Source organism: Streptomyces arenae (assembly GCF_022343545.1).
GTDB classification, from domain to species: Bacteria; Actinomycetota; Actinomycetes; order Streptomycetales; family Streptomycetaceae; genus Streptomyces; species Streptomyces humi.
Window position 1 is genome coordinate 276,124 of the sequence record NZ_JAKQYH010000072.1, and the last position, 18,906, is coordinate 295,029.

Consider the following 18,906-nt stretch of genomic DNA (forward strand, 5'->3'; position numbering starts at 1 on the left):
TGACATGACCGATACCACGCCCGGTTGGCTGTCCTCCGACGAGCTGGAGATGGCTCGCGCCCGCATGCCGATCCTGTACGTGGAGGCCGTGCCCGTGCGCGTCGACGACAGCGGCGAAGTCACCAGCATCGGGCTGCTGCTCCGCATCGGCCCGGACGGAACGGTCAGCCGGACCCTCGTCTCGGGCCGTGTCCTGCACCACGAGCGGGTCCGCGACGCCCTGCTCCGACATCTGGAGAAGGACCTCGGCCCGGTCGCGCTGCCCCGGGTGCCGGCCTCGCTACAGCCCTTCACGGTGGCCGAGTACTTCCCGACCATCGGTGTCACCCCGTACCACGACCCGCGTCAGCACGCGGTGTCGCTGGCCTACATCGTGCCGGTCACCGGTGACTGCCGGCCCCGGCAGGACGCGCTGGACCTGGTGTGGTTCAGCCCGCAGGAGGCCGTGTCCATCGCCGTGCAGAGCGAGATGCCCGGCGGCCACGGGGTGCTGCTCAAGCAGGCCCTGGCGCACGTGGGGTTCGTGAGCTAGCCGGCGGAGCGCCGTCGGCGGGCCGTCGACGGCGCCTCGCCTAGTTGTCCGGCGGCCCAGCGCGCCCATTCCCGTTCCATGTCGGTCCGGCGCAGGCCGTACTCGAGGGCGATGCGGCCGTTGGCGGTCAACGGCCCGTCCTCGCTCTCCAGTTCGGTTCGCAACTCCATGAGCCGTCCGTGGTACGCCGTGGCCAGTTCCTCGCGTTCGGCGAGTACCCCGCGGGCCTGTTCGTCCGTCGCCAGGTCGAAGAAGAACACCTTGAGCAGCAGCTCGCTGCGGCGCGGCTGCCGCTGGGCCGGCGCGACCAGCCATTCCCGAAGCTCCCGCAGTCCCCGCTCGGTGACCGTGTACTCCTTGCGCCGGCGCGGCCCCTCGGCCGTGACGCCGACCAGTCCGGCCTCCGCGAGCCGGTTGAGCTCCCCGTAGAGCTGGCTCTGGGTGGCCGGCCAGACGTGGGCCAGCGAGGTGTCGAAGAGCTTCAGCAGGTCGTAGCCGCTGGCGGGGCGGTCGACCAGGAGTCCGAGAAGCGCGTGGCGAAGGCTCATGCCCCCACGGTAGTTCCGACTTTGACAGATCGGGTGTGACCTCTTGAGTTTTACCTGTCAAGACTGGAGCATCGAGGAGGCTGGTTCGGGGGGCCGGGACCAGTGCGGCGACGTCCGGTCCCCGGAGCCGTTCGGGATGTCCTGTTCGGTCCAGATGCACTTGGTGTCGCTCAGGTAGCGGGCGCCCCAGCGCCGGGACAGCGCGGCCACCAGCTGGAGACCGCGGCCGCCCTCGTCGTTGTAGGTGGCGTGCCGGATGCGCGGGGTGCTCAGGCTCCCGTCGTAGACCTCGCAGGTCAGGATGCGGCTGCGCAGCAGCCGTAGCCGCAGGGGGCCCTTGGCGTGCCGGATCACGTTGCCGACCAGCTCGCTGACCAGGAGTTCGGTGGTCGTCGAGAGATCGTCCAGGCCCCAGTGGGTTAGCTGGTCGCGGACCAGCTCACGGGCCTGGCCGGCCGCCCGCGGGTCGTCGGGGAGGCGGAAGGAGGCGACGTCGTCGGGGGCCATCGCGTGGGTGTGGGCGATGAGCAGCGCCGCGTCGTCGGTGGTGTGCTCCCGGTCCGGGACCAGCGCCGAGACGACCGTGTCGCACAGCTTCTCCAGCACCCGGACGTCCTCCTCCGGGTCGGTACCGGTGAGCCGGGCCGGGCCGGCCGCGGAGAGCACGCGCAGCAGCTCCGTCAGCCCCTGTTCGACGTCCTGGGCGGCGGATTCGATGAGCCCGTCGGTGCACAGGACGACCAGGCTCCCGTCGGGCAGCGGCAGTTCGTGCGCGGCGAACGGCGGGGTGGCCGCCCCGAGCGGCGGGTCCGGGCTCACCACCGGGCTGTGCACGGTGCCGTCCGGGTACACGAAGACGGGCGGCGGATGACCGGCCAGGGAGTAGCGGCAACTGCGGCCCACCGGGTCGTACACGGCGTACAGACAGGTCGCGTAGAAGTCCTCGCCGAGGTCGCTGACCAGGTCGTTGAGATGGCCCAGCAGTTCGTCCGGGGCCATGTCCAGGTCGGCGAGGGTGCGCACGGCGGTACGCAGCCGCCCCATGGTCGCCGCCTCGGCGATGCCGTGGCCCATCACGTCACCGATCACCATGGCGACCCGGTCGGCGGAGAGCGGGATCACGTCGAACCAGTCGCCGCCCACCTGCTCGCCGCGGCCCGCCGGGAGGTAGCGGGCGGCCGCGACGGCGGCGGGCAGCCGCGGGAGCGTGCGGGGCAGCAGGGCGCTCTGGAGCTCCTGGGCCCTGGCGTGCTCCAGGTCGTACAGCCGGGCCCGCTCCAGTGCCTGGCCGACCAGGGCGCTCAACGTGGTCAGCAGGGCGCGGTCCGCCTCGTCGAAGGTCCGCGGCCGGCTGTACGACAGGATCGACACCCCGATCGCCCGCCCGGAGGCGACCAGCGGCAGGAACGCCCACGCCATCTTCGGCGAGGTGCCCATCAGGATCCTGTCGACGACGGCGGGGTAGCGTTCGTAGATCTGTGCCGGCGACTCCAGGAACAGCGGCTTGCGGGACCGCAGTACGTCGGTGACGGGCAGGCCGGCGTTGAGCGGACCCTCGAACCGCTTCAGGTAGTCCAGCGGGTACCCGACCTCGCCGACCCTGGTCAGCCGCCCGTTCTCGAACACGGAGACGATCAGCCCCTCGGCGCCGAACGGTGCCAGGACGTGCTCGGCCACCGCCCGCACGACGTCTTGGACGGTCACCGCCTCGGCCAGCGCCGCGGTCAGCTCCACGGCCCGGACCGTCTTCTCGTGTTCCGGCTCGTACTCCGGGTACGGCGGGCCGGCGGGGCGCTCCAGGTACCCGGCGGCCCAGGCGGCGACCGCGTGCAGGAAGGACCGCTGTACGTCGTCGGGTCCGTCCGGCCCGGACAGCAGGACCGACAGCGCGCCGATCGGCCCGCCGGCCCCGACCAGGGGGACGGCCACCGTGCCGGCGGCGCCGGTGCCGAGGCAGTCCCCGGCCGTCCGGACGAGGACTCCACGCCGCAGCGCGCAGGCCGGCGGCACGTCCTGCTCCTCCCGCAGCTCGCTCCAGGCGCGCGCGGCCCCGGCGGCGGAGCCGTCCGCCGCCACCAGCGTCAGCCGGCCCGCGCCGGGGTCCCAGCGGTGCAGCAGCGCGCCCCGGCCCCCGACGCTCGCCGTGGCCTGCCGGAGCGCCAGTGCCAGCGCCTCCGCCCGCGTCCTGGCGGCCGGAGACGGGTCGGGTTCGGCCCCCTCCGGGCGGTTCGGGCACATAACGACAGGTTAACGCCGTGGTCCGGGGCGACCACCGGAGAGAGCCGCGCGGGGTCGAGGTGCAGGGCCGCCGCACTGAGGCGGGCTCGACGCCGGCGGTCTACGGGGTGAGCGTCCAGCCCTTGCGGAGGGCCGCGCGCAGGGCTTCGTCGACGGTGGGCCGGCGGAAGGAGAAGCCCGCCTTCAGCAGGCCGTCCGGGACCGCGCGGCAGCTGCCGGTGATGCCGTCCGCGAACTCGCCGAGGACGGCCCTGAGGGCGAAGGCGGGGACGGCGGCGAGGGTGGGCCGGTGCAGGATGCGGCCCGTCGCCCGGGTGATCTCACGGTTCGTCAGCGGTTCGGGGGCCGTGAAGTTGAGCGGGCCGGCGAGGTCGTCGCGGTCGATGGTGTACCGCAGCGCCGCGATGTGGTCGGGCAGTGAGATGAACGGCCAGAACTGGTCGCCGGAGCCGAGCCGGCCGCCGAGCCCGCACCGGAAGAGCGGGAACAGCTTGCCCCAGGCGCCGCCGTCGGCGGAGACCACGAGGCCGGTCCGCGGGTGCACGACCCGGACCCCGGCCGCCTCGGCCGGTGCGGCGGCGGCCTCCCAGCCGACGCAGACGGAGGCCAGGAAGTCGCTCCCGGCCGGGTCGGACTCCGTGACGACCCGGTCGCCGGTGTCACCGTAGTACCCGGTGGCCGAGGCGGAGACCAGCACGCGGGGCGGCCGTGCGGCCGCGGCGCACGCCTCGGCGATCGTCCGCGTCCCGTCGAGGCGGCTGAGCCGGATCTCCCGCTTGTAGGCCTCGGTCCAGCGCCGGTCGCCGACTCCCGCGCCGGCCAGGTGCACCACGGCGTCGACGCCGTCCAGGACGGCCGGGTCCAGCCGGCCGCCCGGCTCCCAGGGCGCGGAGCCGGTGCCGTCGGCCGGCCGGGGCGCGGCCTTGCCACGGGTCAGACGCAGCACGTGGTGGCCGTCGGCGAGCAGGGAGCGGGTGAGGGCGGACCCGATGAGTCCGGTAGAGCCGGTGATCGCGACGCGCATGACGTTCTCCGATGAGCGAATGTTTGAGAATTCAAACTCTCGCTCGCCAGCGTACCCCGGCGGGAAGTCCGAGCGGCATAAGGAACCGGGCGGCACGAAGGACCAGGCGGCACGAGGAACCGGGCGGGCCGGGCGGGCCGGGCGGCGATGGTGCCGGCGGTGACCGATGCGCGGCGCATGCGAAAAAGGGCCCCACAGGCTGCTGCCTGCGAAGACCCTTCGCACCGTCGGGACGACAGGATTTGAACCTGCGACCCCTTGACCCCCAGTCAAGTGCGCTACCAAGCTGCGCCACGTCCCGGTGCCGTTTGACCTGGGATTTCCCCGGTCGAAACGCGCAAGGAAACAATACCGCACTCGGCTCGGTGGTCGCGCACGGCTTTCCGGCTGCGCAGCGGCCGCACCTGGTCAGGCCCCGCCCGGCAGGCCCAACTCCGGGTAGGAGTCGAGGAGTCGGGTCGGGGCCGCCTGCCTCCAGGAGTCGGCGAGGATGTCACGCAGCTCGGCCTCGTCCTCGAGCGCGGTCAGCCGCACCCGGACCCAGGCGAACATCGCCTCGTGATCGGCGATCCAGAACTTGTCCGGCTCGGCGAGCACCAGTTCGTCACGCTCCTCCTTGGGGCAGCGCACCGCGATCGAGGTCTCCTCCTCGGGGAGCGTGGCGAACATCTTCCCGGCGACCCGGAAGGTGGGCATGTTCCAGGCGGTCTTCTCCGCGGTGTCCGGCAGGGACAGGGCGACTCGGCGTACGTCTTCGGCGTCCGGCATGCCACGAACCGTAGCTCCCGGCACTGACAGTCAGCGGGCCGGAGCGTCCACGCGCTTGTAGTAGAGCGTCGTCGGCCGCAGCGCCCCGTACGGGTCGAGCGCGTAGTCGGGGATGATCCCGGCGCGGGTCCAGCCGGCCGAGCGGTAGAGGTGCTCGGCGGGGCTGTCCGTCTCGGTGTCCAGGTGGAGCAGGGTGATCCCGGCGTCCGCGGCGGCCGCTTCGGCGGCGGCCAGCAGCCCACGGCCGACGCCCTGCCCGCGGGTGTCGCGGTGGACCATCAGCTTGACCAGCTCCGCGCGGTGCCGGCTGTTGGGCTTGTCGGGGAAGGCGAGACCGACGGTGCCGACCGCCCGGCCCGCGCCGTCCAGGGCCGCCCACACGGCGAGTTGCCCGGCCGCCACGGCGTCCGCTCTCCCCCGCCACCAGGCGAGGGCCCGGTCCCGGCCGAGGGGCGCGAGGAAGCCGACGGACGCGCCCGCGTTCACCGTGTCGGCCAGCAGCTCGGCCAGTTCCCCGGCCCGCCGGGTCAGTTGGTCCGCCCCGAGGCGCTGTACCGTCACGGCCGCACCACCGCCAGGACGTAGCGGGCCCGCGCCGGTCCGGTGCACCGGAACCGCGTCGGCCCCCACACCCGCATCCGCAGGCAGTCACCGGCGTCCAGCCGGTGTTCGGTTCCGTCCGCGGTCACGGCGAGGGTCCCGTCGAGCACCCAGAGGTGCTGTTCCAGACCGGGGACCGGCGGGCGGTCGTAGGAGAGGTCCGCGCCCGCCGCGAGCCGGCCCTCGACGAGTTCACCGCGCAGCCCGCCGTGCGGTGGTGACACGGACCGTCGCACGAAGCCGGCGGCCGGGTCCTCCCACACCTGCTGGTCGGCCGCGCGCAGCACCGGCGCGGGTGCCGCCTCGACCTCGCTGAGCAGCTGGGACATGGTCCGGCCGTAGACGCTGCAGAGCCGGTTGAGCAGGGCGGCCGTGGGGCTGGTCTCGGCGCGTTCGGCCCGGGAGAGCGTCGACTTGCTCAGTCCGCTGCGCTCCGCGAGCTCACCGAGGGACCAGCCGTGCGCGGTGCGCAGCTCGGCCAGGCGCCTGCCGAGGCGGGCGTCGAGGCCGCTGCCGGGCGGCCCAGGGGCGATCACTTCCTCCTGTTTCATATACGGGACGCTATCCCGTGAATGAAACACCCGGGTTAAGGACGGCTCACGGCCGTGCCGCCTCGCCCAGCGCCTCCAGCACCGGGCGGATCAGCGGATGCCCCTCCGCCCCGCGCCGTACGGCCGCGAAGACCCGACGCGTCGGGGCGTCGCCGTCGACGGGGCGTACGACCACACCGCTCAGGTCCGTGCCGCGGAGCGCGGAGCGCGGCACCAGGGCCACACCCGCGTCGGCCGAGGCCAGCGCCACCACGGCACGGAAGTCGTCGGAGGAGTGTTCGAGGCGAGGCTGGAAGCCGGCGTTCTCGCAGGCCAGCACGACCACGTCATGGCAGGGATTGCCGGGGTACGGGCCGATCCAAGGGTCCTTGGCCAGCTCCGCGAGGGGGACCTCCGGGGCCTCGGCGAGGCGGTGGTGGAGCGGGACGACCGCGTCGAACGGCTCGGCGTACAGCGGTACGTGGGTGAGCCGGGGGTCGTCGGCCGGCGGGGCGCCCCGGTACTCGACGGCGACCGCGACGTCGACCTGCCGGTCCAGGACCATGGGGAGGCTGGCGTCGCCCTCGGCGTCCTGGACGCGGATCCGGATGCCGGGGGCGGTCCGGGCGAGGTGGGCCACGGCCGGGGCGACGACCTGTGCGATGCCGGTCGCGAACGCGGCGACGGTGACCGTGCCGGCCTCGCCGGAGCCGTACGCCGCCAGTTCGGCCTCGGCCCGCTCCAGCTGGGCGAGGACCGCGTTGGTGTGGCCGAGCAGGATCTCCCCGGCCGGGGTGAGCCGGACGCCCTTGGCGCCGCGCTCGACCAGACGGTGGCCGGTCTCCTGCTCCAGCGCCGCGAGCTGCTGGGAGACCGCCGACGGGGTGAGGAAGAGCGCGGCGGCAGCCGCCGTCACGGTGCGGTGGTCGGCCACCGCACGGAGGATGTGGAGCCGCCGCGCCTCGATCATGGGGTCGATTATTGCAATATGTCCGCGGCGGTCAGGCCGCCAGTTCCGCGCGGGCCGCGACGAAGGCGTCCACCGCCCGGTTGACGTCGTCCGTCGAGTGGGCCGCGGACAGCTGGACGCGGATCCGGGCCCGGTCCTGCGGGACCACCGGGTACGAGAAGCCGATCACGTACACGCCCCGCTCCAGCAGCAGCTCCGCCATCCGCCCGGCCCGCGCCGCGTCCCCGATCATCACGGGGGCGATGGCGTGGTCGCCGGGGAGGATGTCGAAGCCCTCCTCGGTCATCCGGCGGCGGAACAGCGCGGTGTTCTCGGCGAGGCGCACGCGCAGGTCGTCGGCCGACTCCAGCAGGTCGAGCACCTTGAGCGAGGCGGCCGCGATCACCGGCGCCAGGGTGTTGGAGAAGAGGTAGGGGCGGGAGCGCTGGCGGAGCAGGGCGACGATCTCGGCGCGGGCCGCCACATAGCCGCCGGAGGCACCGCCGAGGGCCTTGCCGAGGGTGCCGGTGACGATGTCGACGCGGTCCATGACGCCGTGCAGCTCGGGGGTGCCGCGGCCGGTCGGGCCGACGAAGCCGACGGCGTGCGAGTCGTCGACCATGACCATCGCGTCGTACCGGTCGGCCAGGTCGCAGATCTCGCGCAGGGGCGCCACGTAGCCGTCCATGGAGAACACGCCGTCCGTGACGACGAGCCTCCGGCGCGCCCCGGCCGCCTCCTTCAACTGCCTTTCCAGGTCGTCGAGATCGCGGTTCGCGTAGCGGAGACGGCGGGCCTTGGAGAGCCGGATGCCGTCGATGATCGAGGCGTGGTTGAGGGCGTCGGAGATGACCGCGTCCTCCTCGCCGAGCAGGGTCTCGAAGACACCGCCGTTGGCGTCGAAGCAGGAGGAGTAGAGGATCGTGTCCTCCTGCCCGAGGAACGCGGACAGGCGCGCCTCGAGTTCCTTGTGGACCTCCTGGGTGCCGCAGATGAAGCGGACCGAGGCCATGCCGTAACCCCAGCGGTCCAGCGCCTCGTGGGCGGCGGCGACCACCTCGGGGTGGTCGGCGAGGCCGAGGTAGTTGTTGGCGCAGAAGTTGAGGACCTCGCCCGGGCGGCCCCCCGCGGTCACCGCGACGGTCGCGGACTGCGGGGTGCCGATCACGCGCTCGGGCTTGTGCAGCCCGGCGGCGCGGATCTCGTCGAGGGTGACGCGCAGGTCGTCGCGTACGGAGTCGAACATGCCAGAAGCTCCTAAGGAATTACGCAGTCCAGTCGAGGATGACCTTGCCGCCGCGGCCGCTCGCCGCGTCGGCGAACGCCGCCTCGAAGTCGCGGTACCCGTACCGGCCGGTGATCACGGGCGCGAGGTCGAGGCCGCCTTCCAGCAGCACCGACATGGCGTACCAGGTCTCGAACATCTCCCGGCCGTAGATGCCCTTGATCGTGATCATCGAGGTGACGATCCGGGCCCAGTCGACGGGGAACTCCCGGGCGGGCAGGCCGAGCACGGCGATCCGGCCGCCGTGCGTCATGTTGGCGATCATGTCCTGCATCGCCTCGGGCCGGCCGGACATCTCCAGGCCCACGTCGAAGCCCTCGCGCAGGCCCAGCTCCCGCTGCCCGTCGGCGATCGAGGCCCGCGCCACGTTCAGCGCCAGGCTCACGCCGATCTTGCGGGCCAGGTCGAGGCGCTCCTCGCTGACGTCGGTGATCATGACGTGGCGGGCGCCCGCGTGCCGGGCCACCGCCGCCGCCATCAGGCCGATCGGTCCGGCACCGGTGATCAGGACGTCCTCGCCGACCAGCGGGAAGGACAGGGCGGTGTGCACGGCGTTGCCGAACGGGTCGAAGATCGCGGCCACGTCGAGGTCGACGGGGACTCGGTGCACCCAGACGTTGCCGGCGGGCAGCGCGACGTACTCGGCGAACGCGCCGTCACGGCCCACGCCGAGGCCGACCGTGGCGCGGCACAGGTGGCGCCGCCCGGCCTGGCAGTTACGGCACTTGCCGCACACCAGGTGCCCCTCGCCGCTGACCCGGTCGCCGGTCTTGACGTCCACGACGTCCCGCCCGGTCGCCACGACCTCGCCGACGAACTCGTGCCCGACCACCAGCGGGGTGGTGACGGCCTGCTGCGCCCAGCCGTCCCAGGCCCGGATGTGCAGGTCGGTGCCGCAGATGCCGGTCCGCAACACCTTGATCAGTACGTCGCCCGGTCCGACCGCGGGCTCCGGCACGTCCGCGAGCCACAGCCCGGGCTCCGCCTTCTCCTTGACCAGCGCCTTCAACGCTACGGCTCCTGTGCGTGAGATCCCGGCCGCGGGCACGCCGAAGCGGCCCGCGACCGGGCATGGGGGGTGGTATCGCACAGCAATCTGCCGTACCCGGGCGCCGGGGTCCATCGAGGTTTTCTTAAGCGCCGCCACAGCTCCGCTTCACGCCCCCCGAACCGCCCGGCGGGGCCCGCCTATTCGAGTCGGGAGACCTGGTAGTGGCCGATGTACCACTCCTGCGCCACCCGGGTGACGACGACGGAGAGCTTCACGTCCCGCGGCGGCCGGTCCGCGAAGGAGAACTCGACGGCCAGATAGCCAAGGACCACGCCCTCGGCGAGCCGCCGGGTCTCGAGGATCCGGTACGCCGCCTTCATGCCGAGCGGCTGGGAGTCGTAGTACGCGGCGACGCCCTGGCGTCCGACCGTGTAGGGGCGCAGCCCCTGGAAGACGGCGTCCTCGGTGAAGAGCGCGGCGACGTCCTCCGGGCGGTGCGCGTCGACGCCCGCCTTCCAGCGGTCCACCACCCCGGTCAGGATCGCCGTGTCGTCGGCCGTGGTGATCATGTCCACTCCTTGCTCCTGGATCTGACGTCCGCTCAGTGTCCGGCGCTCATACCACCGTCGACGTGCAGGATCTCGCCGGTGACGAACGGCGCGGTCTCCAGGAAGAGCACCGCGTCGACGATGTCGCTCACTTCACCCATCCGGCCGACCGGGTGCAGGGCGGCGAGGAAGTCGTGGGTCTCCGCCGCGTGCATGGGGGTCTTGATGGTGCCGGGCGAGACGGCGTTGACACGGATGCCACGGGTGGCGTACTCGATCGCCAGGGACTTGGTCGCGGCCTGTAGGCCGCCCTTGGTCAGCGAGGCGAGGACGGAGGGCACCCGGGCGTCCGGGCTGTCGACCAGGCTGGTCGTGACGCTCACGATGTGTCCGCCGCCCTGGGCGAGCAGGTGCGGGACGGCCTGCTGGGTGAGGTGGAAGAAGCCGGCCACGTTGATGCCGGTGACGGTGGCGTAGTCGTCGGCCGTGTAGTCGGTGAAGGGCTTCGCGACGAAGACGCCCGCGTTGTTGACCACGGTGTCGACACGGCCGAACCGCTCGACCGCGGCGGCCACGACCCGCTCGGCGGTGGCCGGGTCGGCGATGTCGCCCTGGACGGTCAGGACGTCCGCGTCGCCGCTCGGGGCGATCGAGCGCGAGGTGGCCACGACGGCGTGACCGAGCTTGCGGTAGCCCTCGACCAGGGCCGCGCCGATGCCCTGGGAAGCACCGGTGACGATGGCGACCTTCTGCTGCGATGTGCTCATGATGACCTTCTCCATGATCGTGGACCGGTTACTAGCCGACCGGTCGACTATTTGGAACGTAGGCCGGGTCGCCGGTGCCCGCCAGGATCGGTTTCCTCCCGGCTGGGAGGCACGGCCTCCCAGCGCGGCTCAGCGCGGAGACGGGTACGGGTCGTCGGCGGGCAGCCAGGCGTCCGCCGCGTGGATCCCGAGGTCGGCGACGCCGTCGCACAGGGCGTCGACGGCAGCCAGCACACCGGCCCGGTCCTCGCTCTCGCGCCACACCAGGGACCAGGTCCAGTACACCTTCGGACCGACGATCTCGCGACGGACCAGGTCGGGCGGCAGCGCGGTGGCCTGCCCCTTCGGCGAGTTGAGGACGGGACGGGTGCAGCGGCGGACGTGGTCGAAGAAGGCGGGCCCGGTGATCGCGCCGTCGGAGATGCGGACGGCACGGGCGCCGACGGCCTCGGTCAGTTCCTCGGCGTACCCGTTCCAGGAGGCCCAGGAGGTGAGGTCGTCGTCGATGAGGACGTCGGTGTCCCGGGCCCGTACGTCCGCGGTGTCGGTGCCCTTGGCCACGGCGTAGAGCCGGTCGGCGCCGATCAGCCGGGCCCGCAGCCCGAGCCGTTTCAGGTCCTCGGTGCGGACCCAGCAGACGGCGAGGTCCAGGCTGCCGTCGGCGACCCGGGCGGCCTGGGTGTGGGAGGGGGCGACCCAGGCGTCCACATGCACCCGGGCCACCGCGGCCGTACGCGAAGTCAGGTCCGGGGGCAGCCAGTTGACATAGCCGAGCCGGACGGACTGGGTACCGGAGAGGCGGCCGGCCCGGCGCCGGAGGTCGTCGGCCCGCTCCAGCAGGGCCCGGGTGCCCGGGAGCAGGTCGGCGCCGGCCGGGGTGAGGGAGACCGAACGGCGGTCCCGGTCGAACAGCCGGACACCCAGGTCGCGTTCGAGTGCCTTGATCTGCTGGGAGAGCGAGGGCCCCGCGATGAGCAGCCGCTCGGCGGCCCGGCCGAAGTTCAGTTCTTCGGCGACCGCGACGAAGTAACGCAGCTGACGCAGCTCCACGCGCGTCATGCTACGCGCGCTCCCCACGCCTAGGGCGCTGTCGCGCCGAGCAGGGCTCGGCAGTTCTGCCACAGGGGGCTCAGCCGGTCGGTGCTGTTGTACAGCTTGGCGAACATCACCTGGCCCTCCAGCTGGGCCACCACCGCCCGCGCCGCCTCCCGGGTGTCGGTCACGCCCACCTCGCCGCGGGCGCGGGCCTCGGCCACGACGGCCTCCACCATGTCGACCTGGGCTTCGAAGATCTCCTGGAGCCGTCCGCGGACCGCCTCGGTCTGGTTGCTCAGCTCCAGGGTGAGGTTCCCGAACAGGCAGCCCGCCACGGTGCCGCAGTCCCGCTGCGCGGCGCGCTGGCCGGCCTCCGTCTCCTCGAACAGGCGCCGCAGCCGCCGCAGCGGCTCCCCGTCACCGGCCAGGACCCGGGTCCAGTCGCGTTTCTGGGCCGCCCAGTGCTCGTCCACGACCGCGAGCGCGAGGGCTTCCTTGGACTCGAAAAAGTAGTAGAAGCTCCCCTTCGGCACCCCGGCCGCCTTGCAGATCTCGGCCACCCCGAGCGCCGCGTACCCGCGCCCCTCGATCAGCGACCGGGCCGCGTCGAGGATCTTCCCCTTGGCGTCACTGGTACGTCCCATGGGGCCAGGGTAGGGAAGTACTAGACCGGTCGGCTAGTGCGGAGGCCCGTTCCCGTCGTCACAGCAGCGGGAACCCGTCGGCCTCGCGCCGTTCCAGGCGGGCCACCAGCTCCGCCGCCGACGCCTTGATCGTCTCCAGACCGGGCCGGCCCCAGGGCCGGGGCTCCACGTCGACCACGCACACCGTGCCGAGTGCCGTCCCCGTGCTGTCGATGAGCGGGGCGCCCAGGTAGGAGCGGATGCCGAACTCGTCGACGACCGGGTTGCCCGCGAACCGCGGGTAGTCGCAGACGTCCTCCAGGACGAGTGCCTTGCGGCGGACCACCACATGGGGGCAGAAGCCATGGTCCCGGGCCAGTTCCCGGCCGAGTACAGGGGTACTGCCGTCCGGCTTCACCACGGGCGGCGCCAGGGTCGGCAGGTGGAGGCCGGCGAAGAACTGCCGGTTCTGGCCGATGAAGTTGACCATGGCGTACGGCGCTCCGGTGACCTCCGCGAGCCGGTCCGCGTAGATGTCGAGCTCGGGGTCGGGTCGTCCGCCCAGGCGCAGCTGGCCGAGGCGCCGGGTGCGCTCGGGTGCCTCTTTGTCCTCCGGGGTGAGCAGCAGGCGACCGGCCGGGCGCGACGGGTCGTACCTCATGCGCGGGCTCCGTCGCTGTGGACGTGGGTCATATAGGGGCTCCGTGAGGGATGTGCGGACTTCACCTGTGGGCGCCGTGGCTCGGCGCGGAGACCGGGGCGTGGGCGATGAGGTGGCGGACGAGGGTGAGCAGGGTCTGGACGCCGGAGCTGGAGATCCGGGCGTCGCAGCGGACGACGGGGATCTGCGGGTCGAGGTCGATGGCGGCCCGTACCTCCTCGGGGTCGTAGCGGTAGGAGCCGTCGAACTCGTTGACGGCGACGATGAAGCCGAGGCCGCGTTCCTCGAAGAAGTCGACGGCCGCGAAGCAGTCCTCCAGCCGGCGGGTGTCGGCGAGGATGACCGCGCCGAGCGCGCCCTCGGACAGCTCGTCCCACATGAACCAGAACCGCTCCTGTCCGGGCGTGCCGAAGAGGTAGAGCACGTGTTCCGGGTCCAGGGTGATGCGGCCGAAGTCCATGGCCACGGTCGTCTCGACCTTGTTCTCGATGCCGTCGAGGTTGTCGGTCGCGGCGCTCACCGTGGTGAGGAGTTCCTCCGTGGACAGCGGCGCGATCTCGCTGACCGCGCCCACGAAGGTCGTCTTGCCGGCCCCGAACCCACCGGCCACCAGGATTTTCAGCGCGGTGGGGAAGGGGTCAGAGCTGTCGTCGTAGTCCATCGAGCACTGCCTCCAGGAGGGACCGGTCAGTGGGGTTGTGGTGGAAGGCGGGGGGTTTGGCGGTGAGCGCCCCGCAGTCGACGAGGTCGGAGAGCAGCACCTTGGTGACCACGGCGGGCAGTTTGAGGTGCGCGGCGATCTCGGCGACCGAGACGGGTCCGCGGCACAGGTCGAGCGCCTGCGCGTGCTCCGGGCCGAGGTAGCCGAGGGGCGTGGAACCCGTGGCCATCACCTGCGACATCAGGTCGAGGGCGATGCTGGGCTCGGTGCGGCCGTTGCTGACCGTGAACGGGCGCACGAGGCGTCCGGCCGCGTCGTCCAGCCACGGCCCGTCGCCGGCTGCCGCCACCCTCAAGGCCTCATCGCCGTGGGTTCGACGGCGTGCTGCCGGGGCGCGGTGACGAGGTACGGGCGCACGCTCTTCACCAGCATCGCCATCTCGTAGCCGAGGACGGCGGCGTCGGCCTCCCGGCCGGCCAGTACGGCGAGACAGGTGCCGGAGCCGGCGGTGGTGACGAACAGCAGCGTCGAGTCGAGTTCGACGACGACCTGCCGGACGTCCCCGCCGTCGCCGAAGCGGACGCCCGCGCTGCGGCCGAGCGAGTACAGGCCGGAGGCGAGCGCCGCCATGTGGTCGGCGCTGTCCGGGTCGAGGCCGTGGACGGACTTCACCAGCCCGTCGCAGGACAGCAGTACGGCGCTCGTGGTGTGCGGTACGCGCTGCACGAGGCCGCTCATCAGCCAGTCGAGGTCGGATACCTGGGCGGTCGGCGCATCGCTCGCCATGGTGGATCGACTCCTTGGGGTACGAAGGTCTGCGGGAGCGCTGGGGGTGGGTGTGGGGGCGGAGGTGGAGGTGGTGCTGGTCATCCGGCCGGTGTGCTCCCGTCGGGCCGGGTGGTGAACTCGGAGGTGGGCACCGGGCGCAGGACCGGGGAGCGCGAGGGGGGCCGGGACACGGACCGGGGGTCGGCCGGGTCCCGGTGTGCCCAGGTCAGGTGCGGCTGGGCCGGGTGGTCGCCGGTCGTGTGGTCGCCCATCACATGGTCCGGAGCGCTGTGTCCGGCGTCCACGTGCCCGGCGTCCGTGTGCCCGGTGTCCACGTGCCGGGCATCCATGGGCCGGGCGTCCATGTGGCCGGGAGTCATGGGGGTGCCCGGCATGGGGCCCGTGTTCATCTGCGCGGCCCCCATGTGCGTGGCGTCCGCATGGGTGGCGTGGGACGTACTGCTCGCCGCGTCGCCCCCGGTGCCTCCCGTGCCTCCCGTGTCGAAGACGCCCATGTCGGTGAAGCCCGTCCCGGTGAGCCGGGTGTGGAGTGACTCGCCATGTGCTGTGCCCACGGGGGACGACGACACCGGTTCGGACGGTTCGGTGGCCGACGGCTCCGGCTGGGTGGCCTCCAGGTGCTGCTGGGCCTCCGCGAGGCCGATGCCCCGCTGGAAGGCGGCCATCAGCCCGGGGTCGTGTCCGGCCGGGGCCTCGCCGTTGTCCTGGCGGGGCGCCGGGCCGCCGCGCAGCTGGGGGACGATGTGCTCCTGGGCGCGGCGGCGGGGCAGTTGGGGTTTGCCCATGGTGCCGCGTACGGCGCCGACGCGTGGGACGGGCGGGGCACCGGCGTTCTCGGCGACCGTGAGCCGGTCCTCGGGCCGGATGCCGGGCAGCGCCTCGGCGGGGTTGGGCCGGGTGTCCTGGGCGCCGCGCACCGGCAGCGGCGCGGGGGCCCCGTCGGGCTGCGCGTGCCGACGTCGTCCCTCGGCCGCGACCCCCGCGGGCCCCGGCTGTCGTCCGGACCGCCGGCCGGCCGGTGAACCGTTCGCGGCGGCCGCCCGGCCTCCGGCGCCGGTGACGGTCCCCGCATCGCCCGCGTTGCCCGCACCGCCCGCGCTGCCGGCCTCCGGTGTCCCGTCGGCGTCGGCCGGTCGCGCGGCCCCGGCTCCCGGGGCACCGCCCGGCGCCGTCGGCGCACCGCCCGCGGCCGCCGGGTCGCGCGGCTGCGGCACCGCCCCGGCTGCGCCCGACGTGCCCAGCAGGGCCTGCGGGACGACGAGTACGGCCTGGACGCCGCCGTAGATGTTGGTCTGGAGGCGGACGTGGATGCCGTGGCGGCGGGCGAGCTGGGAGACGACGAAGAGGCCGATGCGGCCGTCGGCCAGCAGGCTGGCGACGTTGACCTGGTCGGGGTCGGTGAGCAGGGCGTTCATCTTGGACTGTTCGCCGACCGGCATGCCGAGTCCGCGGTCCTCGACCTCGACCGCGAGGCCGGAGGTGACGAGGTTGGCGCGGAGCAGCACCTGGGTGTGCGGGGCGGAGAACACGGTGGCGTTCTCGACGAGTTCGGCGAGCAGGTGGATGACGTCGGCGACGGCGTGTCCGCGTAGTTCGCCGTCGATCGGCGGGACGAGCTTGACCCGGGAGTACTGCTCGACCTCGGCGATGGCGGAGCGCAGCACCTCGGTCATGGAGACGGGGTTGCTCCACTGTCGGCGGGACACGGCGCCGCCGAGCACGGCGAGGTTCTCGGCGTGCCGCCGGATGCGGGTGGCCAGGTGGTCGACGTGGAAGAGGCCCTTGAGGAGGTCGGGGTCCTCGATCTCGTTCTCCAGGTCGTCGAGGATCGAGATCTCGCGGTGCACGAGGGACTGAAGCCGCCGTGCCAGGTTGACGAAGACCTCCAGCTTCTGTTCGCTGCCGGCCTGGCTGGAGAGCTGGGCGGCCTGCACGACGGCGCTGACGGCGCCGTCGTGCGCGCGGGACAGGTCGGCCGCGAGCAACTCGAAGTCGTCGGCGTCCTCGGGCGGTCCGCCGCGCGGTGTGCGCTGCGGCGGGTTCTCGCCCCGGCGCAGGGCCTCGACCAGGGCGCGTACGTCGGCCTCGCCGCGGGCGGCGCTGCGGCGCAGGACGGCCACGCGGTCGCTGACCGAACGGGCGGCGCGGCCGGCGGCCACGGCGGCGATCACGATGCCCGCGGCCGTCACCGAGACCGCTCCGGCGAGCACGACCAGCAGGGTGAGGCTGGGCCGCGCCCCGGTGGAGCGGACGGTGAAGAGGACGGCCGCGCAGCCGCTGAGTGCCACCGCGACCGGCGGCAGTACGGCGAGACGCATCAGCTGTGGCCGTATGTGTGCCTCGGGCAGCGCGGGAACGGGTCGGGCGACCGGACGTCCGTGCCGGCCGCCCTCACGGCGGTCGGCGCGGGCGGCCGGTGCACGGAGGTGAGACATCTGCGTCCTCGTACTGGTCCGTCGGGCCTGGATCTCTCGCGCGGGGTCGCGCGAGGCGGGGCATGCGCCATCGCGGTGCCGGCCGAGGGGACCGCAGAAGTATTCGGCCCCGGGTCGTCCGACGGACACTCACAGTAGTCGCCAAGGCATCATGTGCGGTGGGCAGTTGACAAAGTCACCCGGAGAGGGTCCCGCTCTGGTATGAGCCGTCGTACGAAAGGCCGATAACCGCCTCCGCATCATGCCCCCGAATGGTCATCGGCCGATCCGACCTGCTCAAAAGCGGTCAGGCGCAGAGAGCGCGAGCCACGGCACCCGTCGCAGCACTCCCCCTCCGGCGGCCGGTACGCACCCCCTCCGCACCCCTACGGCCGACCCGGGCGGCCGTCCCACCGCCTCCCGGCGCCTTCGACTCCATCCCCGAGAATGTCACCCATGGTGACTGCTTTGGCCTCGACTGCTCGGCACGGAAGCGGGCGTCGGCAGTGTGCATGGCTCAGGGCTCATGGCAGTGCCCCTGCCGAGGTCCGGCAGGGGCACGCACACCATGTTCACGCCACGCCGACATCGGTGGCGGTAGCCGCCGTCGTCGCGCAGGTGCCGTCAGGCCTCGCTCGCGAGGTCGAGGTCCCCCCTTTCCGGCGCGTCGCCGGACCGGACCGTGAGGCGCCAGGGCCGGGCGATCGGCGCCGACACCGTACGCCACCACGGGTCGGCGGGCAGCTTCCCGGACGGCTCGAAGGGCTCGCCGGGGCGCGGCAGGGCGACCGCCTGGCCCGCCTCGTCACCGGCGTCCCTGGTCCACTCCCCCGGCTCGGCCCAGGCGTGCGGGGCGAGGTTGAAGGTGCCCCAGTGGATCGGCAGCAGCGTGCCGTGCGGCTGTCCGCCCTGGAGGTCGAGGTGGGCGCGCATGCCCTCCGCCGGCGTCATGTGTATGTCGGGCCAGTACTCGCTGTACGCGCCGATCTGGATCATCGTCAGGTCGAAGGGGCCGTGGTCGGCACCGATGCCCTTGAAGCCGTCGAAGTAGCCGGTGTCACCGCTGTGGTAGATCCGGTGCCGTTCGCCGGCGACGACCCAGGACGCCCACAGGGTGTGCTGCGTGTTGCGCAGCCCCCGGCCGCAGAAGTGCCGGGCGGGGGTCGCCGTCAGGGTGAGCCCGCCGACCTTGGTCTCCTCGTTCCAGTCCAGCTCGCGCAGCCGGTCGGGGGCCACGCCCCACTGTTCGAGGTGGGCGCCGACGCCGAGCGGCACGGCGAAGAGGGTGTCCGTGCCGGCCAGCGCCCTGATCGTCGGCAGGTCGAGGTGGTCGTAGTGGTCGTGCGAGATGACCACCACGTCGACCGTGCCGAGCGCGGCGAGCGGCACCGGGACCGGGTGCAGCCGCCTGGGTCCGGCGAAGGGGAACGGCGAGCAGCGTTCGCCCCAGACGGGGTCGAACAGGACGCGGTGTCCGTCGATCTCCGCGAGGACGCTGGAGTGGCCCATCCAGGTCGCCCGCAGGCCGCTCGACGCGGGTTTGGCGAGGTCGGCGACGGTGGTGGGGTGCACCGGTATGGTGCCCCGGGGGGCGCGGCGGGCGCGCTCCTGCTTCTCGAAGTACTTCTTCGCGAAGTCCAGCATGGAGCCCGACGGCCGGGTGCGGGCGACACCGCCGGGGTTCTGGAAGACACCGTCCTTGAAGTGCGGTGAGCCCTGGATGCGGGCCAGGCGCTCGCCGCCGGGGTCCGCGCCGAAGGCGGCGGGCCGCAGCGCGCGGAGCCCGGAGCTCAGGGAACTCGAACCGGTCACGGTACCTCCAGTGGTATAGCCGAGGTCCTCCATTATGGTCGGCCCCTCCGGCGGTCGGCGTTGACACCGCGCCACCCGCCTCCCGATACTGACCCACTGTTCAGTAACACCGTTCCTTCACACCGCTCCCG

Annotated in this window: 19 protein-coding genes, 1 tRNA gene and 1 pseudogene; 1 reads left to right on the forward strand and 20 read right to left on the reverse strand. The window is 72.9% G+C overall.

The annotated features are described in order from the left end of the window. Nucleotides 1-4 precede the first annotated feature (4 nt). A complete protein-coding gene (locus MB828_RS35430; RefSeq protein WP_165941443.1) occupies nucleotides 5-532 on the forward strand; it encodes an NUDIX hydrolase family protein in 528 nt (175 codons plus the stop codon). Here MB828_RS35430 and MB828_RS35435 read toward each other — a convergent pair. The 20 genes and pseudogenes from MB828_RS35435 to MB828_RS35530 form a co-directional block, all read right to left on the reverse strand. Continuing rightward, nucleotides 529-1,080 carry a PadR family transcriptional regulator gene (locus MB828_RS35435; RefSeq protein WP_301651756.1) on the reverse strand — a complete coding sequence of 184 codons (552 nt, stop codon included), beginning with the start codon at nucleotides 1,078-1,080 and terminating at the stop codon, nucleotides 529-531. The two genes, MB828_RS35430 and MB828_RS35435, sit on opposite strands and share 4 nt — an antisense overlap. Before the next feature lie 57 nt (nucleotides 1,081-1,137). Then, nucleotides 1,138-3,318 carry an ATP-binding SpoIIE family protein phosphatase gene (locus tag MB828_RS35440; RefSeq protein WP_301651757.1) on the reverse strand — a complete coding sequence of 727 codons (2,181 nt, stop codon included), beginning with the start codon at nucleotides 3,316-3,318 and terminating at the stop codon, nucleotides 1,138-1,140. 100 nt (nucleotides 3,319-3,418) lie between these two features. Then, nucleotides 3,419-4,342 carry a TIGR01777 family oxidoreductase gene (locus MB828_RS35445; RefSeq protein ID WP_301651758.1) on the reverse strand — a complete coding sequence of 308 codons (924 nt, stop codon included), beginning with the start codon at nucleotides 4,340-4,342 and terminating at the stop codon, nucleotides 3,419-3,421. 227 nt (nucleotides 4,343-4,569) lie between these two features. Further along, nucleotides 4,570-4,643 (reverse strand) — tRNA-Pro (locus MB828_RS35450). Between the two features lie 107 nt (nucleotides 4,644-4,750). Beyond that, nucleotides 4,751-5,110, reverse strand: a complete 360-nt coding sequence (locus MB828_RS35455) for an MmcQ/YjbR family DNA-binding protein (protein WP_301651759.1) — start codon at nucleotides 5,108-5,110, stop codon at nucleotides 4,751-4,753. 30 nt (nucleotides 5,111-5,140) lie between these two features. Then, nucleotides 5,141-5,671: a GNAT family N-acetyltransferase gene (locus tag MB828_RS35460; RefSeq protein ID WP_301651760.1), complete on the reverse strand. Its 531-nt coding sequence runs from the start codon at nucleotides 5,669-5,671 to the stop codon at nucleotides 5,141-5,143. Continuing rightward, nucleotides 5,668-6,261 (reverse strand): helix-turn-helix domain-containing protein, encoded by a 594-nt coding sequence (locus MB828_RS35465; protein WP_301651761.1) that lies wholly within the window; start codon nucleotides 6,259-6,261, stop codon nucleotides 5,668-5,670. The genes MB828_RS35460 and MB828_RS35465 overlap by 4 nt, the downstream gene beginning before the upstream one ends. Before the next feature lie 46 nt (nucleotides 6,262-6,307). Further along, the gene (locus tag MB828_RS35470) at nucleotides 6,308-7,210 is read right to left on the reverse strand and encodes a LysR family transcriptional regulator (protein ID WP_133022432.1); all 903 of its coding nucleotides are present in this window, start codon (nucleotides 7,208-7,210) and stop codon (nucleotides 6,308-6,310) included. A gap of 31 nt (nucleotides 7,211-7,241) precedes the next feature. Next, a complete protein-coding gene (locus tag MB828_RS35475) occupies nucleotides 7,242-8,435 on the reverse strand; it encodes a glycine C-acetyltransferase (RefSeq protein WP_133022431.1) in 1,194 nt (397 codons plus the stop codon). A 19-nt stretch (nucleotides 8,436-8,454) separates the two neighbouring features. Beyond that, nucleotides 8,455-9,483, reverse strand: a complete 1,029-nt coding sequence (gene tdh, locus MB828_RS35480; RefSeq protein ID WP_133022430.1) for an L-threonine 3-dehydrogenase — start codon at nucleotides 9,481-9,483, stop codon at nucleotides 8,455-8,457. Between the two features lie 179 nt (nucleotides 9,484-9,662). After that, the gene (locus MB828_RS35485) at nucleotides 9,663-10,034 is read right to left on the reverse strand and encodes a YybH family protein (RefSeq protein WP_301651762.1); all 372 of its coding nucleotides are present in this window, start codon (nucleotides 10,032-10,034) and stop codon (nucleotides 9,663-9,665) included. 32 nt (nucleotides 10,035-10,066) lie between these two features. After that, nucleotides 10,067-10,780: an SDR family NAD(P)-dependent oxidoreductase gene (locus tag MB828_RS35490; protein WP_301651763.1), complete on the reverse strand. Its 714-nt coding sequence runs from the start codon at nucleotides 10,778-10,780 to the stop codon at nucleotides 10,067-10,069. A 129-nt stretch (nucleotides 10,781-10,909) separates the two neighbouring features. Continuing rightward, complete coding sequence (locus tag MB828_RS35495) at nucleotides 10,910-11,839, reverse strand: LysR family transcriptional regulator (protein ID WP_301651764.1); 930 nt, start codon at nucleotides 11,837-11,839, stop codon at nucleotides 10,910-10,912. 20 nt (nucleotides 11,840-11,859) lie between these two features. After that, nucleotides 11,860-12,459, reverse strand: a complete 600-nt coding sequence (locus MB828_RS35500; RefSeq protein WP_133022426.1) for a TetR/AcrR family transcriptional regulator — start codon at nucleotides 12,457-12,459, stop codon at nucleotides 11,860-11,862. A gap of 58 nt (nucleotides 12,460-12,517) precedes the next feature. Beyond that, a complete protein-coding gene (locus tag MB828_RS35505) occupies nucleotides 12,518-13,099 on the reverse strand; it encodes a GAF domain-containing protein (RefSeq protein WP_133022425.1) in 582 nt (193 codons plus the stop codon). A gap of 61 nt (nucleotides 13,100-13,160) precedes the next feature. After that, nucleotides 13,161-13,760 (reverse strand): GTP-binding protein, encoded by a 600-nt coding sequence (locus MB828_RS35510; RefSeq protein WP_133022424.1) that lies wholly within the window; start codon nucleotides 13,758-13,760, stop codon nucleotides 13,161-13,163. Further along, the gene (locus tag MB828_RS35515) at nucleotides 13,738-14,109 is read right to left on the reverse strand and encodes a DUF742 domain-containing protein (protein ID WP_133022423.1); all 372 of its coding nucleotides are present in this window, start codon (nucleotides 14,107-14,109) and stop codon (nucleotides 13,738-13,740) included. The genes MB828_RS35510 and MB828_RS35515 overlap by 23 nt, the downstream gene beginning before the upstream one ends. Nucleotides 14,110-14,111: 2 nt before the next feature. Then, nucleotides 14,112-14,546, reverse strand: coding sequence for a roadblock/LC7 domain-containing protein (locus tag MB828_RS35520; protein WP_046728213.1), 435 nt, complete (start codon nucleotides 14,544-14,546; stop codon nucleotides 14,112-14,114). Nucleotides 14,547-15,298: 752 nt separating this feature from the next. Further along, nucleotides 15,299-16,984, reverse strand: a pseudogene (locus tag MB828_RS35525) (sensor histidine kinase); the annotation flags it as partial. A gap of 603 nt (nucleotides 16,985-17,587) precedes the next feature. Continuing rightward, nucleotides 17,588-18,775 (reverse strand): MBL fold metallo-hydrolase, encoded by a 1,188-nt coding sequence (locus MB828_RS35530; RefSeq protein WP_301651766.1) that lies wholly within the window; start codon nucleotides 18,773-18,775, stop codon nucleotides 17,588-17,590. Between the last annotated feature and the right edge of the window lie 131 nt (nucleotides 18,776-18,906).

Coding starts and splice junctions, on each gene's coding strand:
- MB828_RS35430 (WP_165941443.1), top strand. CDS start 5: ATGACCGATACCACGCCCGGTTGGCTGTCCTCCGACGAGCTGGAGATG.
- MB828_RS35435 (WP_301651756.1), bottom strand. CDS start 1,080: ATGAGCCTTCGCCACGCGCTTCTCGGACTCCTGGTCGACCGCCCCGCC.
- MB828_RS35440 (WP_301651757.1), bottom strand. CDS start 3,318: ATGTGCCCGAACCGCCCGGAGGGGGCCGAACCCGACCCGTCTCCGGCC.
- MB828_RS35445 (WP_301651758.1), bottom strand. CDS start 4,342: ATGCGCGTCGCGATCACCGGCTCTACCGGACTCATCGGGTCCGCCCTC.
- MB828_RS35455 (WP_301651759.1), bottom strand. CDS start 5,110: ATGCCGGACGCCGAAGACGTACGCCGAGTCGCCCTGTCCCTGCCGGAC.
- MB828_RS35465 (WP_301651761.1), bottom strand. CDS start 6,261: ATGAAACAGGAGGAAGTGATCGCCCCTGGGCCGCCCGGCAGCGGCCTC.
- MB828_RS35470 (WP_133022432.1), bottom strand. CDS start 7,210: ATGATCGAGGCGCGGCGGCTCCACATCCTCCGTGCGGTGGCCGACCAC.
- MB828_RS35475 (WP_133022431.1), bottom strand. CDS start 8,435: ATGTTCGACTCCGTACGCGACGACCTGCGCGTCACCCTCGACGAGATC.
- MB828_RS35485 (WP_301651762.1), bottom strand. CDS start 10,034: ATGATCACCACGGCCGACGACACGGCGATCCTGACCGGGGTGGTGGAC.
- MB828_RS35490 (WP_301651763.1), bottom strand. CDS start 10,780: ATGAGCACATCGCAGCAGAAGGTCGCCATCGTCACCGGTGCTTCCCAG.
- MB828_RS35495 (WP_301651764.1), bottom strand. CDS start 11,839: ATGACGCGCGTGGAGCTGCGTCAGCTGCGTTACTTCGTCGCGGTCGCC.
- MB828_RS35500 (WP_133022426.1), bottom strand. CDS start 12,459: ATGGGACGTACCAGTGACGCCAAGGGGAAGATCCTCGACGCGGCCCGG.
- MB828_RS35505 (WP_133022425.1), bottom strand. CDS start 13,099: ATGAGGTACGACCCGTCGCGCCCGGCCGGTCGCCTGCTGCTCACCCCG.
- MB828_RS35510 (WP_133022424.1), bottom strand. CDS start 13,760: ATGGACTACGACGACAGCTCTGACCCCTTCCCCACCGCGCTGAAAATC.
- MB828_RS35520 (WP_046728213.1), bottom strand. CDS start 14,546: ATGGCGAGCGATGCGCCGACCGCCCAGGTATCCGACCTCGACTGGCTG.